Source organism: Halomonas sp. 707D4, assembly GCF_024158685.1.
Classification (GTDB): Bacteria; Pseudomonadota; Gammaproteobacteria; order Pseudomonadales; family Halomonadaceae; genus Vreelandella.
Genome location: NZ_JAMZBD010000033.1, coordinates 1 through 12,643, shown reverse-complemented (window position 1 = coordinate 12,643; position 12,643 = coordinate 1). Strand labels below are relative to the sequence as shown.

The 12,643-nt window shown below is 66.3% G+C and carries 14 protein-coding genes; 12 read left to right on the top strand and 2 right to left on the bottom strand.

Annotation, left to right across the window (positions count from 1 at the left end; translation table 11 throughout):
- A partial coding sequence (locus BIS11_RS02755) for a tyrosine recombinase XerC (protein ID WP_253585716.1) occupies positions 1-812 on the top strand: 812 nt, incomplete at its 5' end.
- Positions 809-1,555, top strand: a complete 747-nt coding sequence (locus BIS11_RS02750) for an HAD family hydrolase (RefSeq protein WP_253420387.1) — start codon at positions 809-811, stop codon at positions 1,553-1,555. The genes BIS11_RS02755 and BIS11_RS02750, both read left to right, overlap by 4 nt.
- Here the strand turns inward: BIS11_RS02750 and yihA are convergent.
- The gene (yihA, locus tag BIS11_RS02745; RefSeq protein WP_253420391.1) at positions 1,552-2,187 is read right to left on the bottom strand and encodes a ribosome biogenesis GTP-binding protein YihA/YsxC; all 636 of its coding nucleotides are present in this window, start codon (positions 2,185-2,187) and stop codon (positions 1,552-1,554) included. The genes BIS11_RS02750 and yihA overlap by 4 nt on opposite strands.
- Before the next feature lie 321 nt (positions 2,188-2,508).
- On the opposite strand from yihA, the gene BIS11_RS02740 reads away from it, so the two are divergent.
- The 6 genes from BIS11_RS02740 (at position 2,509) to dtd (ending at position 7,338) form a co-directional block, all read left to right on the top strand.
- A complete protein-coding gene (locus BIS11_RS02740; protein ID WP_253420394.1) occupies positions 2,509-3,141 on the top strand; it encodes a thiol:disulfide interchange protein DsbA/DsbL in 633 nt (210 codons plus the stop codon).
- A gap of 14 nt (positions 3,142-3,155) precedes the next feature.
- On the top strand, positions 3,156-3,974 hold the full coding sequence (locus BIS11_RS02735; RefSeq protein ID WP_253420456.1) for an endonuclease/exonuclease/phosphatase family protein: 819 nt from the start codon (positions 3,156-3,158) through the stop codon (positions 3,972-3,974).
- A 127-nt stretch (positions 3,975-4,101) separates the two neighbouring features.
- Entirely contained in the window at positions 4,102-4,650 is a 549-nt protein-coding gene (locus BIS11_RS02730) for a TRAP transporter small permease subunit (RefSeq protein WP_253420396.1), read from the top strand.
- 20 nt (positions 4,651-4,670) lie between these two features.
- The gene (locus BIS11_RS02725) at positions 4,671-6,062 is read left to right on the top strand and encodes a TRAP transporter large permease subunit (protein WP_253420458.1); all 1,392 of its coding nucleotides are present in this window, start codon (positions 4,671-4,673) and stop codon (positions 6,060-6,062) included.
- A 9-nt stretch (positions 6,063-6,071) separates the two neighbouring features.
- Positions 6,072-6,893: a bifunctional hydroxymethylpyrimidine kinase/phosphomethylpyrimidine kinase gene (gene thiD / locus BIS11_RS02720; RefSeq protein ID WP_253420398.1), complete on the top strand. Its 822-nt coding sequence runs from the start codon at positions 6,072-6,074 to the stop codon at positions 6,891-6,893.
- 4 nt (positions 6,894-6,897) lie between these two features.
- Positions 6,898-7,338 (top strand): D-aminoacyl-tRNA deacylase, encoded by a 441-nt coding sequence (gene dtd / locus BIS11_RS02715; RefSeq protein ID WP_253420399.1) that lies wholly within the window; start codon positions 6,898-6,900, stop codon positions 7,336-7,338.
- 10 nt (positions 7,339-7,348) lie between these two features.
- Here the strand turns inward: dtd and BIS11_RS02710 are convergent, their stop codons facing one another.
- Positions 7,349-9,286 carry an ABC-F family ATP-binding cassette domain-containing protein gene (locus tag BIS11_RS02710; RefSeq protein WP_253420401.1) on the bottom strand — a complete coding sequence of 646 codons (1,938 nt, stop codon included), beginning with the start codon at positions 9,284-9,286 and terminating at the stop codon, positions 7,349-7,351.
- Positions 9,287-9,315: 29 nt separating this feature from the next.
- Here BIS11_RS02710 and BIS11_RS02705 point away from each other — a divergent pair, with 29 nt between their 5' ends.
- The 4 genes from BIS11_RS02705 to BIS11_RS02690 all read left to right on the top strand — a co-directional run.
- Positions 9,316-9,885 carry a TIGR02444 family protein gene (locus tag BIS11_RS02705; RefSeq protein ID WP_253420403.1) on the top strand — a complete coding sequence of 190 codons (570 nt, stop codon included), beginning with the start codon at positions 9,316-9,318 and terminating at the stop codon, positions 9,883-9,885.
- 174 nt (positions 9,886-10,059) lie between these two features.
- Positions 10,060-11,121 (top strand): TRAP transporter substrate-binding protein DctP, encoded by a 1,062-nt coding sequence (gene dctP, locus BIS11_RS02700; RefSeq protein WP_253420405.1) that lies wholly within the window; start codon positions 10,060-10,062, stop codon positions 11,119-11,121.
- Between the two features lie 206 nt (positions 11,122-11,327).
- On the top strand, positions 11,328-11,906 hold the full coding sequence (locus BIS11_RS02695) for a TRAP transporter small permease (protein WP_253420408.1): 579 nt from the start codon (positions 11,328-11,330) through the stop codon (positions 11,904-11,906).
- Positions 11,907-11,935: 29 nt separating this feature from the next.
- A partial coding sequence (locus BIS11_RS02690; RefSeq protein ID WP_253585715.1) for a TRAP transporter large permease subunit occupies positions 11,936-12,643 on the top strand: 708 nt, incomplete at its 3' end.

The following is a 12,643-nucleotide window of genomic DNA, read 5'->3' as shown; positions in this document are numbered from 1 at the left end:
TGAATGCCTTCGCGGCCTTCGCCGACGACGCGCAACTGCCCGGGTTCGACGCGCTCGACACGTCCCGGGCGCGCGCCTTTCTCGGGCGCGAGCGCAGCCGGGGGCTTGCGCCGCGCAGCCTGGCGCGCCGCCGCGCGGCGCTGTCCGGCTTCGCCGATCACCTGGTCGGCGAAGGGGAGCTGGCGGACAATCCGGTGAAGCTTCTGCGCACGCCCAAGAAACCCGCCCACCTGCCCCGGCCGCTGGACGTCGACCAGCTGGCGCGCTTTCTGGACACGCCCCACGACGACTCGACCCAGGCCGTGCGCGACCAGGCGATGCTGGAGCTGTTCTACTCCAGCGGCCTGCGCCTGGCAGAGCTTGCCGCGCTCGACGTCGACCACCTGCACGCGCGCTTCGTGCGCGTGCTCGGCAAGGGCGGCAAGCCCCGCCAGGTGCCGCTGGGTCGACGCGCCCGCCAGGCGCTGGACGAGTGGCTCGCCCGGCGCCGTGACGTTGCACCCGCCGACGAGCGGGCGCTGTTTCTCGGCCGCCGCGGGGCGCGGCTCGGCCATCGCGCCATCCAGAAGCGCCTCGCCCAGCTCAGCGTCGAGCGCGGCCTGCCGGAGCACCTGCACCCGCACCGGCTGCGCCACTCCTTCGCCAGCCACCTGCTCGAGTCGAGCCAGGATCTGCGCGCGGTGCAGGAGCTTCTCGGTCACGCCAACCTTTCCACCACCCAGGTCTACACCCGGCTCGACTGGCAGCACCTGGCCCAGAGCTACGACGCCGCCCACCCGCGCGCCCGGCGCCGTCCAAGGAGCGACTCATGAGCGAGCTTCACGCCATCACCTTCGATCTCGACGACACCCTGTGGGACAACCACGGCGTGATGCTCGCCACCGAACAGGGCCACTACGGCTGGCTTCTGGAAGAACTCGCCGCCTGGCACCGGGCGCGCGGCGAGGCGACGCTTTCGCTGTCGATGGAAGAGGGGCTTGCGGACTATCTCGAACGCCGCCAAGCGCTCGCCCGGGCCACGCCCGAGCGGCGCGGTGATTTCACCTGGCTGCGCCTGCGCGCTCTGGAGGGGCAGCTCGAGGCGGCGGGGCTCGATCGCAGTACGGCGATTCTCTGGGCGGCGGCGGCGATGAACGAGTTCCACCGTCTGCGCGTGCAGGTCACCCCGCACCCGGAAGCTTTTGATCTGCTGGAAACGCTCGGCCGGCGCTATCGGCTGGCCGCCATCACCAACGGCAACATCCACCTCAAGCGCCAGCCCCTGGCGGCGTACTTCCCCGTCGCCGTGGCCGCCGGCGAGCTGTTCACCCCGAAGCCCGACCCGAACGCTTTCTTGAACGTGCTCGAGCGCCTCGACGTGGCGCCGGAGTGTGCCATGCACGTGGGCGACTCCTGGGAGGAGGACGTGCTGCCGGCAAGCCGGCTCGGCATGCACGCGGTGTGGATCTCCGGCGTGGAGGATCGCGCGCTGCCGCCACGGGTCTACCGGATCGACCACGTCCGCCAGCTGCCGGAGGTGATCGCGCGCCTGGAGCGCGGGGGCGACGGCGCCTAGTCGGGTTCCGGCGCGTCGAGCCAGCGATCGAGCGTCTGGGACAGGGGGGCGACGCCGTCGCGCTTGAGCGACGAGAAGAGCTGTACCGAAACCAGGTCCTCCCATTCGACGAGCTGCGAGCGCACCTTCTGCAGCGCCGCGCTCGCCGGCCCCTTCTTCAGCTTGTCCGCCTTGGTGAGCAGGATGTGCACCGGCAGGCCGCGCTGGTCGGCGACGTCGAGCATGGTCAGGTCGAACTCGGTGAGCGGATGGCGCACGTCCATCAGAAGCACCACGCCCTTCAGGCTGAAACGGTGCAGCAGGTATTCGGAGAGATGGCGCTGCCACTCGAGCTTGACCGACTCCGGCACCTTGGCGTAGCCGTAGCCGGGCAGGTCGACCATGCGCGTGGCGGGGTTGTTCATCAGGCTGAAGAAGTTGATCAGCTGGGTGCGTCCGGGCGTGCGCGAGGTGCGCGCCAGCGCCTTTTGCTGGGTCAGCGCGTTGATCGCGCTGGACTTGCCCGCGTTGGAGCGCCCGGCGAAGGCGACTTCCGCCCCCGTGTCGTCCGGGCACAGCGCAAGCGTGGGCGCGCTGACCATGAACTGGGCGGTGGCGTAGTTGAGACGCGGGTGTTGGCGGTCTGTCGACATGGCAAGGATCCTGAGCGCGTGAAGCATGCCAGCAAGGCGGCCGGCGCAACGCATCCACCGCTGGCGGCGGGCCGTTCGGGCAGCTTTAAGGATTCGATATATTGGCGGCCTGGGCCAGCTTGCTGAAAGGCGCTAGTGTAACACCGTGCGCGGCGAAAGCGCCGTGCCGCGCACGCAACCATTGATATTGGCCGGTCGCGCCGTATAGTGCGAAGAGCCGATGCGTGAAATCGATGCTCGCCCCGGGCCTTTAGTGGGGGCGGGAACCGGCGAATCCCTTTCATGGTCATAGGCTTCGCTCATTCTTGGAGAATTTCTGACATGCTCAAAGTATTCGTGGCTGCGCTGGCCGGTCTCACCCTTTCTGCCGCCGCCAGTGCGCAGACCGTCGTCGAAGGCCAAGACTACACCCTGCTCGACACGCCCGTGGCCACCGTCGCCGACGACGATCATATCGAGGTCACCGAGGTCTTCTGGTTCGGCTGCCCGCACTGCTACGCGCTGCAGGACACCGTCGACGAGTGGTACGAGACTCTCGACGACGACGTCGAGATCGTCAAGATGCCCGCCACCATGGGCGCCAACTGGAACACCCACGCCACGGCCTTCTACGCCGCCCAGTCGCTGGGCATCGAGGAGGAGTTGCACAAGGACTTCTTCGACGCGATTCACCAGGATGGCCAGCGCCTGACCGACGAGGACGACATCGCCGCGTTCTTCGCCAACTACGGCGTGAGCGAAGACGACGCCAAGAAGGCGCTCAACTCCTTCCCGGTCCGCAGCGAGACCAACAAGGCCAACAGCCGCATGCGCGCCATGCGCCTGATGGGCGTGCCGGCGCTGGTGGTCGACGGTCGCTACGTGATCACGCCGAGCACCGCCGGCGGCCTCGAGAACATGCCGGTGATCGCCGAGGCGCTCATCGAACAGGTGCGCAGCGAGCGCGACGAGTAACCGTGCAGGACCCCATGGACGGCAAGACCTCGCGCGACGAGCGGCCGCTGCTCGAAAGCGGCACGCTCAGGCTGATGACCTTCAACCTGCAGGTGGGCATCCAGACCTCGGCGTACCACCACTACCTGACGCGCAGCTGGCAGCATTTCCTGCCGCACCCGCGGCGGGTCAAGCGGCTCGACGTGATGGGCCAGGTGCTGGGCCAGTTCGACGTGGTGGGGCTGCAGGAGGTCGACGGCGGAAGCTTTCGCTCGAGCCGCATCAACCAGGTGGAGTACCTGGCCGCCCAGGCCGGGTTTCCCCACTATTTCCAGCAGCTCAACCGCAACCTGGGGCGCATCGCCCAGCACAGCAACGGCCTGCTCTCCCGTCTCACGCCCAGCCAGATCGAAGAGCATCGTCTGCCCGGCGCGCTTCCCGGACGCGGGGCGATCCACGTGCGCTACGGCAGCGGCCCGGACGCGCTGCACATCTTCGTCGCCCATCTGGCGCTGAGCCATCGCGGGCGGGTGCGCCAGCTCGACTACCTGAGCGAGATCATCGCCCCGCTGCGTCACGTGGTGGTGATGGGCGATCTCAACTGCACTCCGGATCAGCTCCACGCCCACGAGCGCTTCAGCGCTGCGCTTCCGCTGCATCCGGTCAAGCCGCTTCTGAGCTACCCTTCCTGGCAGCCGCGCCGGGCACTGGATCACATCCTGCTGTCCCAGACGCTGGAGGCCGCCGAGGTGAGCGTGCTCGATCATCTGTTCTCGGACCACCTGCCGGTGGCGGTGGAGCTGCCGCTGCCCGGCGCCTGTCTGGACGCGCTGCGCGCCGACGCCGCCGACTGACCCCGGAAGAAACCGTGGCCGGAGGCTGAAAAACGCGTTTCGTGCGCTGCCCCGTGCCTGCGGGGGATGACGCGAGCCTTAGAATCAGCGATGATTCGGAGCCGTTTCACCAACGCAGGACACCCCAATGCGTGCAAATTCTCACGAGCCCCGCCTGTTGCGCTGGCTCGACGGCCTGACCGAAGGCGTCGGGCGAGCGATCGCGTGGCTCGTGGTCGTCATGATGCTGGTGCAGTTCGCCATCGTGGTACTGCGCTATTTCCTGGGCGTCAACAGCATCGTCATGCAGGAGTCGGTGATGTACATGCACGCGACGGTGTTCATGCTCGGCGCCGCCTGGACGCTCAAGCAGGACGGTCACGTGCGGGTCGACATCTTCTACCGCAAGCTGTCGAGCCGGGCGCGTGCCTGGATCGACCTGCTGGGGACGCTGTTTCTGCTCGTTCCCGTGGCGCTGTTCATCGCCATCGGCAGCTACCACTACGTATTGACCAGCTGGACGATCATGGAGCGCTCGCCCAACGGCGGCATTCCGGCGGTGTACCTGCTCAAGACCCTGATTCTGGTGATGGTGGCGCTCTTGCTGCTGCAGGCGGTGGCCCAACTCGTTCGCCAGGCGCTGATCATTCGCGGGGCGCTGCCCAACCCCACCCATGAGCACGAGGAGATCGTCTAGTGGCCGTGTTACTCGATTTCATGCCGCTGGTGCTCTTCGCCGCCGTGTGCGGGGTGCTGATGCTGGGCTACCCGGTGGCGCTGTCGCTGGCCGGTACGGCGCTGGCCTTCGCCGGGCTCGGCCTGCTCCTGCAGCACCTGGGCGTGGCGGTGCCGTTCGAGGCACGCATGATGGGCGCGATGCCCAATCGCCTCTACGGCATCATGACCAACGAGACCCTGCTGGCGGTGCCGCTGTTCGTCCTGATGGGCGTGCTGCTGGAGAAGTCCCGGGTGGCGGAGACGCTCCTGGACGCCATGGCGATGGCCTTCGGGTCCTTGCGTGGCGGGCTGGGGCTTTCGGTGGTCATCGTCGGCATGCTGCTGGCGGCGTCCACCGGTATCGTCGGAGCGACCGTCGTCACCATGGGGCTTCTGTCGCTGCCGACCATGCTCAAGCGCGGCTATTCACCGGCGCTCGCCACCGGCACCATCTGTGCCACGGGAACGCTGGGTCAGATCATCCCGCCGTCGATCGCGCTGGTGCTGCTGGGCGACGTGCTCTCCAACGCCTACCAGCAGGCCCAGCTCTCCATGGGCGTGTGGAGCCCCAAGACGCTCTCCATCGGTGACCTGTTCATCGGTGCGCTGGTGCCAGGCCTCATGCTGGTCGTCGCTTATATCGTCTACCTGCTGGTGCTTGCGTGGCTCAAGCCGTCCCTGGCGCCGGCGGTGGATCGCGAAGCGCTCAAGGCGGAACTGGGCCACGAAGGCTCGATCTGGCCGCTGATGCTCAAGGGGCTGGTACCGCCGGTGCTTCTGATCGTTGCCGTGCTGGGCTCGATTCTCGGCGGCTTCGCCACGCCCACCGAGGCGTCCGCCGTGGGCGCCTTCGGTGCGCTCTGCCTGGCGGCGGCGAACCGGCGGCTGAGCTTCACCATGCTCAAGGAGACGCTTTACTCCACCGCCCAGGTCACCAGCATGGTGTTTCTGATCCTGATCGGCGCGGCGCTCTTTTCGCTGGTGTTTCGCGCCTACGGCGGCGAGGAGCTGGTGACCCACCTGTTCGATTCGATGCCGGGCGGGGTCATCGGCGCGACGATCATCGTCATGCTGGTGATCTTCCTGCTCGGCTTCATCCTCGATTTCATCGAGATCACCTTCGTGGTGGTGCCGATCGTCGGGCCGGTGCTGCTGGCCATGGGGCTCGACCCGATCTGGCTCGGCATCATGATCGCGGTGAACCTGCAGACCTCGTTTCTGACGCCGCCGTTCGGCTTTGCGCTGTTCTACCTGCGCGGCGTCACCCCGCCGAGCGTTACCACCTCGGCCATCTACAAGGGCGTGATTCCCTTCATTCTCATCCAGCTCGGCATGCTGCTGGCGCTGGCGCTGTTCCCGGGGATCGCCACCTGGCTCCCCTCGGTCATGTAGGAGGCGAACATGGATACGATCGCGAAGGTACTGACCATCGCCGGCTCCGACCCCTCCGGCGGGGCGGGGCTGCAGGGTGACATCAAGACGTTCTCGGCGCTCGGCGTCTACGCCACCAACGTGATCACCGCGGTGATTGCCCAGAATACCCGGGGCGTTGCCCGGGTGGAGCCGGTTTCCGCCGAGATGATCGGCGTGCAGCTCGAGAACCTGCTCGAGGACGTCGAGATCGACGCGGTGAAGATCGGCATGGTGGCCAGCCGCGAGGTGGCCGAGGTGATCGCCCGGGTGCTGGGCCGGCATCGCCCGCGCTGGATCGTGCTCGACCCGGTGATGGTCGCCAAGAGCGGCGACATCCTGGTCGATGACGAAGGCATTCGCGCGGTGCGCGACGTGCTGGTGCCGCTGGCCCACGTGATCACCCCGAACCTGCCCGAGGCGGCGGTACTGCTCGACACCACCGCGCCGCGAACGCCGGACGAGATGGAGGCGATGCTGCCGGGGCTGACCGCCCTCGGCGCGCCCTACGCGGTGCTCAAGGGCGGCCACCTGACCGGCGAGAGCTGCCCGGACCTGCTGGCCACGCCCACCGAGCACGCCTGGCTTCCCGCCTCGCGCATCGCGACCGATAACCTGCACGGCACCGGTTGCGCGCTCTCCTCGGCGATCGCCGCCTGCCTTGCGAAGCTTGCGGTGGACGCCGACGAGCACGCTCCGGTCGAGGCGATCCGCGCGGCCAAGGCCTGGCTGCACGAGGCGCTGGCCGCAAGCGAGCGCCTGCAGGTCGGGCGCGGTCGCGGGCCGGTCCATCACTTTCACCGCTGGTGGTAGCGCCATGAAGGCCCTGATACAGCGCGTCAGTCATGCCGAGGTGCGGGTCGCCGGCGAGTGCATCGGTGCCATCGATCACGGGCTTCTGGCGCTGATCGGCGTGGAGCGCGGCGATGGCGAAGCGGATGCGGACAAGCTTCTGCACAAGCTGTTGCACTATCGCGTGTTCGGCGACGCCGAGTGCAAGATGAACGACGACCTGCGAAAGGCCGAAGGGGGGCTTCTGCTGGTGTCGCAGTTCACCCTGGCCGCCGAGACCCGCAAGGGGCTGCGCCCGGGCTTCTCCAGCGCCGCCGCCCCGGACGAGGGCGAGCGGCTGTTCGACTACCTGGTCGGCCAGGCGAAAGCGGCGTGGCCGAAGGTCGAGACCGGGCGCTTCGGCGCCGACATGCAGGTGTCGCTCACCAACGACGGCCCGGTGACCTTTCTGCTCGAAAGCCGCTGAGCCGCCTGCGCTAGCGCTCGCTTTCGAGAATCTCCGCTTCCATCGCCTCGAGCGCCTCTTCGGCGGCGAGCCACTGCTGCTCGGCGCTCTCCACGCGCTCCTTCTCGCGTGCCTGCTCGGCGAGCGCCTCGGTCAGCTCGGCCTTGCGCGCCGGGTCGGTATAGAGCGCGGCATCGGCCAGGCGCTCCTCCACCTTTGAAAGCGCCGCCTGGGCGGTCTCCATCGCCTTCTCGGCCTGATCGCGGGCCTTCTTCTGCGGGCGCAATTTCTCGCGAAGCTGAGCGGCGGCCTGGCGCATGGCCTTGCGGTCCACGCTCGGTGACTGGCCCATGCTCTTCTCGCTGCGCTCCTCGCGCCGGCTCTCCTCCAGGCGGGTCTTGAGCCAGGCGCGGTAGTCGTCCAGGTCGCCGTCGAAGGGCTCGACCCGGTGATCCGCCACGCGCCAGAACTCGTCCACCGTGGCGCGCAACAGATGGCGGTCGTGGGAGACCAGGATCACCGTGCCCTCGAAGGCCGACAGCGCCTGGGTCAGCGCCTCGCGCATTTCCAGATCCAGGTGGTTGGTCGGCTCGTCGAGCAGCAGGAGGTTGGGCTTTTGCCAGGCCACCAGGGACAGCGCCAGCCGCGCCTTCTCGCCGCCGGAGAAGTTCTCGACCGTGGCGAAGGCGTCGTCGCCCTTGAAGCCGAAGCCGCCGAGGAAGTTGCGGATCTCCTGGTCGCTGGCGGTGGGGGAGAGGCGCTGCACGTGCACGAAAGGCGTGGCCGTGACGTCGAGCCCTTCGAGCTGGTGCTGGGCGAAGTAGCCGATCGCCAGGTGCTCGCCGGGCACGCGCTTGCCGGCCAGCAGGGCGAGCTCGCCGGTCAGCGACTTGATCAAGGTCGACTTGCCCGCGCCGTTGGGGCCCAGCAAGCCGATGCGACTGCCCGGCAGCAGCGTGATGTCGACCCGGTCGAGCTGGACGGTTTCACCGGCCTCGCCCCGGTAGCCAAGCCTGGCCTCGTCGAGCACCAGCAGCGGGTGCGAGGTCTTGTCGGCGGCGGGCAGGCTGAAGTGGAAGGGCGAATCGACGTGGGCCACGGCGATCTCCTCCATGCGCTCGAGCATCTTCACCCGGCTCTGGGCCTGGCGCGCCTTGGTCGCCTTGGCCTTGAAGCGGGCGACGAAGCGCTCGATCTCCTCGCGCCGCGCCTGCTGCTTGGCGGCCTGGGCCTGCTGCAAGGCGAGCTTTTCGGCGCGGGTACGCTCGAAGCGCGAGTAGTTGCCGCGATAGAGCTCCAGCGTCTGGTGGTGCATGTGGACGATGTGGTCGCACACCGCGTCCAGGAAGTCGCGGTCGTGGGAGATCAGCAGCAGCGTGCCCGGGTAGCGGGTCAGCCAGTTCTCGAGCCACAGCAGCGCGTCGAGATCCAGGTGGTTGGTGGGCTCGTCGAGCAGCAGCAGATCGGACGGCATGAACAGCGTGCGCGCCAGGTTCACGCGCATGCGCCAGCCGCCGGAGAAGCTCGATAGCGGCTGCGACAGGTTGGCCTGCACGAAGCCGAGCCCGACCAGCAGCTGCGCGGCGCGAGACTCGGCACTGTAGCCGTCCAGGGTCTCGATCAAGCCGTGCAGCTCCGCCTCGCGGTGAGCGTCGCCACCCTGCCGGGCGGCGGCCAGCTCCGCCTGGGCCTGGCGCAGGGCGCTATCGCCATCGAGCACGTACTCGATGATCGGCCGATCCAGTGCCTCCACTTCCTGGGCCATGTGGGCCACGCGCTGGCCGCCGCTCATTTCGATATCGCCCTGGTCCGGGCCGAGCTCGCCCAGCAGGAGCTTGAAAAGGCTCGACTTGCCGGCGCCGTTGGCGCCGATGATGCCGGCCTTGACGCCATTGTGCAGCGTGAGGTCGGCGCCGTTCAGCAGCGTTTGCGTGCCCCGTTGCAGGGCGACTTGGCGCAGTGCGATCATGCTTTCTCCGAAATGAGGCGAAGGTGACGATGGATTCTAACCGATCGCAGCGCTTGCAGCAGGCACCGCTCTGGGATTTCGCCTGCGCGTTCTACGCCGACGAGCAGGTCGCCAGCGCCTGCCTGACGCTGCAGGACGAGGGGGGGGCCGATGTCTGCGAGCTGCTGTTTCACGCCTGGCTCTATCACCATGGGCTCGAGGCCTGCCGCGAGGCCCTGGAACGCGAGCGCCTGGAGCGTGAGGCGTGGCAGCGCGAGGTGACGCTACCGCTTCGCACGCTGCGCCGTGAATTGAAGCAGCGGGCGGCCTCCAGCCCCTCGATCGCCGCACTCAGGGAGACGATCAAGCGCGCCGAACTCGCCGCCGAAAAAGAAAATCTCGCTGCCTGGCAGGCCTTCGTCGAGACCTCGAGCAGCACAGTGCGCTGCTTGAAGAGAACGCCCGATACACGACCAAAGGCGGCTTTATGGCTGCAGGATCAGGTATTTTCGACGCTGATCGAGGAGCTTTCTTCTGTCGATGCGGGCCGTCGCGAGCGCCTGGAGCGTGCCTTGGACGTTCTGGGAAGCCGCCTTGACCCTACCGATTCGGCGCGCTAGCCTCGAAAGACGCTATTTTTTGAATAACGCGTGGCTTTCGAGCTGGCCGTGCCCGTTTTCAAACCTAGCTTTGCAAATCTAGCCGGTAAGGCTTCGATCGAGTGCCAGGCGTTATACAAAACTAGATGATCGCGCACTTTCATGACGCGCTTACCACTTCAAGGGGAACACTGCATGAAGGCAAGCAAGACTCAGTTGACACGATCTCTGTCGACCCGTTCGGTCGCTTCCAGACTTCTGACTACCGCAAGCGTCGGCGCGCTGCTGGTCGGCCTGAGTGCCACCGCTCAGGCGGACAACTGGCGCTACGCCCACGAGGAGTACGAGGACGACGTCCAGGACGTCTTCGCCCAGGAGTTCAAAAACTACATCGAAGAGAACTCCGATCACACCGTTCAAGTCTACCGCTTCGGCGAGCTGGGCGAGTCTGACGACATCATGGAGCAGACGCAGAACGGCATCCTCCAGTTCGTCAACCAGTCACCCGGCTTCACCGGCGCCTTGATTCCCGAAGCCCAGATCTTCTTCATTCCCTACCTGCTGCCCACCGACGAACAGACCGTCCTGAACTTCTTCGACGAGAGCCGGGCGATCAACGAGATGTTCCCGGAGCTCTACGCCGAGCAGGGCCTCGAACTTCTCAAGATGTACCCGGAAGGCGAGATGGTCATCACCACCAACGAGCCGATCAGCTCGCCGGAGGACATGCGCAACAAGAAGATCCGCACCATGACCAACCCGCTGCTCTCCGAGACCTACAGCGCGTTCGGGGCGACGCCCACGCCGCTGCCCTGGGGCGAGGTGTACGGCGGCCTGCAGACCGGTATCCTCGACGGCCAGGAGAACCCGATCTTCTGGATCGAGTCCGGCGGTCTCTACGAGGTCTCGCCGCACCTGACCTTCACCGGGCACGGCTGGTTCACCACCGCGATGATGGCCAACCAGGACTTCTATGACGGCCTCTCCGAAGAGGACCAGCAGCTGGTTCAGGACGCCACCGAAGCCGCCTACGCGCACACCATGGAGCATATCCAGGGGCTCGCCGAGGAGTCGCTCGAGAAGATCCAGGAAGCGTCCGACGAGGTGACCGTGACGCGCCTCGACGACGAGCAGATCGAGGCCTTCCGCGAGCGCGCGCCGCAGGTCGAGGAGCGGTTCCTGGAGATGACCGGCGAGCGCGGTGCCGAGCTTCTGGAGCTGTTCAAGGAAGACCTCGCCAACGTGACCGACGAGTAAGCATGCGTCGCGCCGTTCATGACGATGTCTATCGTTTCAAGCATGCGGCGGCAGTAACGTATCGCGCGGCAGGCCGCGCGTGACGCAAGGGGCAGCCACGGCTGCCCCTTTTGCGTGAAGTACGAGAGTCCTTCTCTCACCCACCGGCCCAAGGCCATCCTCTCGCCCGCATCACGGGGCGAGAGACGTCTAAGGAGACGCTCTTCATGACCGAAGACGAATCAGAGATCAACTACCACTCGGGGCTTCCGGGCGTGCTCGGCGTGATCGACACCGCAATTAGCAAAATCGAATCAGTGATTCTGGCACTGGGGGTTTTGCTAATGGCGTTGAATACGGTCATCAACGTCATCGCCCGCTTCGTGTTCGGCAACAGCATCATGTTCTCGGGCGAGCTCAATCGCATCCTGATCATCATGATCACCTTCGCCGGCATCGGCTACGCCGCCCGGCACGGTCGCCACATCCGCATGTCGGCGATCTATGACGCGCTGCCGATGGGCGGGCGCCGCGCGCTGATGGTCTTCATCTCGCTGTTCACCTCGCTGGTGATGTTCTTTCTGCTCTACTACTCGGTGGTCTATATCCAGGACCTCTACGGCAAGGGGCGGGTGCTGCCGGCGCTGAGCCTTCCGGTCTGGTTGATCTACATCTGGGTGCCGATGGGGTTTCTGATCACCGGTATCCAATACCTGCTGACGGCGGTGAAGAACCTCACCAGTCGCAAGGTGTATCTCTCGACCGGCGTGGTCGATGGCTACAAAGAGACCGATACGCAAGTCTGACAAGGGCATCGTTCGCTTAGGGGAACACTATGACGACGATAATGGTAGTGACCATGATTGCCCTGCTCTTGCTGGGCTTTCCGATGATGATTCCGCTGATCACCGCCGCGGCGATCGGCTTCTACATGATGTTCAACGGCTTCGGCCAGATGGATACGCTGATCCAGCAGATGATGGCGGGCATTCGTCCCGCCTCGCTGATCGCCGTGCCGATGTTCATCCTCGCCGCCGACATCATGACCCGCGGGCAGTCGGCCAACCGGCTGATCGAGATGGTCATGGCGTTCATCGGCCACATCAAGGGCGGGCTTGCGGTGAGTACCGCGGCGTCGTGCACGCTGTTCGGCGCAGTGTCGGGCTCCACCCAGGCAACGGTGGTGGCGGTGGGCTCGCCACTGCGCCCGAAGATGCTCAAGGCGGGCTACTCCGACTCCTTCACGCTGGCGCTGATCATCAACGCCAGCGACATCGCGTTTCTGATTCCGCCGAGTATCGGCATGATCATCTACGGGGTGATTTCCGGCACCTCGATCGGCGAGCTGTTCATCGCCGGCATCGGCCCGGGGCTTCTGATCCTGTTCATGTTCTCGGCGTACTGCATCGCCTACGCCATCATCAAGGACGTGCCCACCGAACCGCGCTCGAGCTGGAAGACGCGCGCCGTGGCGGTCCAGAAGGCGCTCTGGCCGCTGGGCTTTCCGGTCATCATCGTCGGCGGCATCTACGGCGGGGTATTC

What these genes read in the sequence shown, in the direction of transcription:
- BIS11_RS02750 (WP_253420387.1), top strand. Translation starts at nt 809, where the DNA reads ATGAGCGAGCTTCACGCCATCACCTTCGATCTCGACGACACCCTGTGG.
- yihA (WP_253420391.1), bottom strand. Translation starts at nt 2,187, where the DNA reads ATGTCGACAGACCGCCAACACCCGCGTCTCAACTACGCCACCGCCCAG.
- BIS11_RS02740 (WP_253420394.1), top strand. Translation starts at nt 2,509, where the DNA reads ATGCTCAAAGTATTCGTGGCTGCGCTGGCCGGTCTCACCCTTTCTGCC.
- BIS11_RS02735 (WP_253420456.1), top strand. Translation starts at nt 3,156, where the DNA reads ATGGACGGCAAGACCTCGCGCGACGAGCGGCCGCTGCTCGAAAGCGGC.
- BIS11_RS02730 (WP_253420396.1), top strand. Translation starts at nt 4,102, where the DNA reads ATGCGTGCAAATTCTCACGAGCCCCGCCTGTTGCGCTGGCTCGACGGC.
- BIS11_RS02725 (WP_253420458.1), top strand. Translation starts at nt 4,671, where the DNA reads ATGCCGCTGGTGCTCTTCGCCGCCGTGTGCGGGGTGCTGATGCTGGGC.
- thiD (WP_253420398.1), top strand. Translation starts at nt 6,072, where the DNA reads ATGGATACGATCGCGAAGGTACTGACCATCGCCGGCTCCGACCCCTCC.
- dtd (WP_253420399.1), top strand. Translation starts at nt 6,898, where the DNA reads ATGAAGGCCCTGATACAGCGCGTCAGTCATGCCGAGGTGCGGGTCGCC.
- BIS11_RS02710 (WP_253420401.1), bottom strand. Translation starts at nt 9,286, where the DNA reads ATGATCGCACTGCGCCAAGTCGCCCTGCAACGGGGCACGCAAACGCTG.
- BIS11_RS02705 (WP_253420403.1), top strand. Translation starts at nt 9,316, where the DNA reads ATGGATTCTAACCGATCGCAGCGCTTGCAGCAGGCACCGCTCTGGGAT.
- dctP (WP_253420405.1), top strand. Translation starts at nt 10,060, where the DNA reads ATGAAGGCAAGCAAGACTCAGTTGACACGATCTCTGTCGACCCGTTCG.
- BIS11_RS02695 (WP_253420408.1), top strand. Translation starts at nt 11,328, where the DNA reads ATGACCGAAGACGAATCAGAGATCAACTACCACTCGGGGCTTCCGGGC.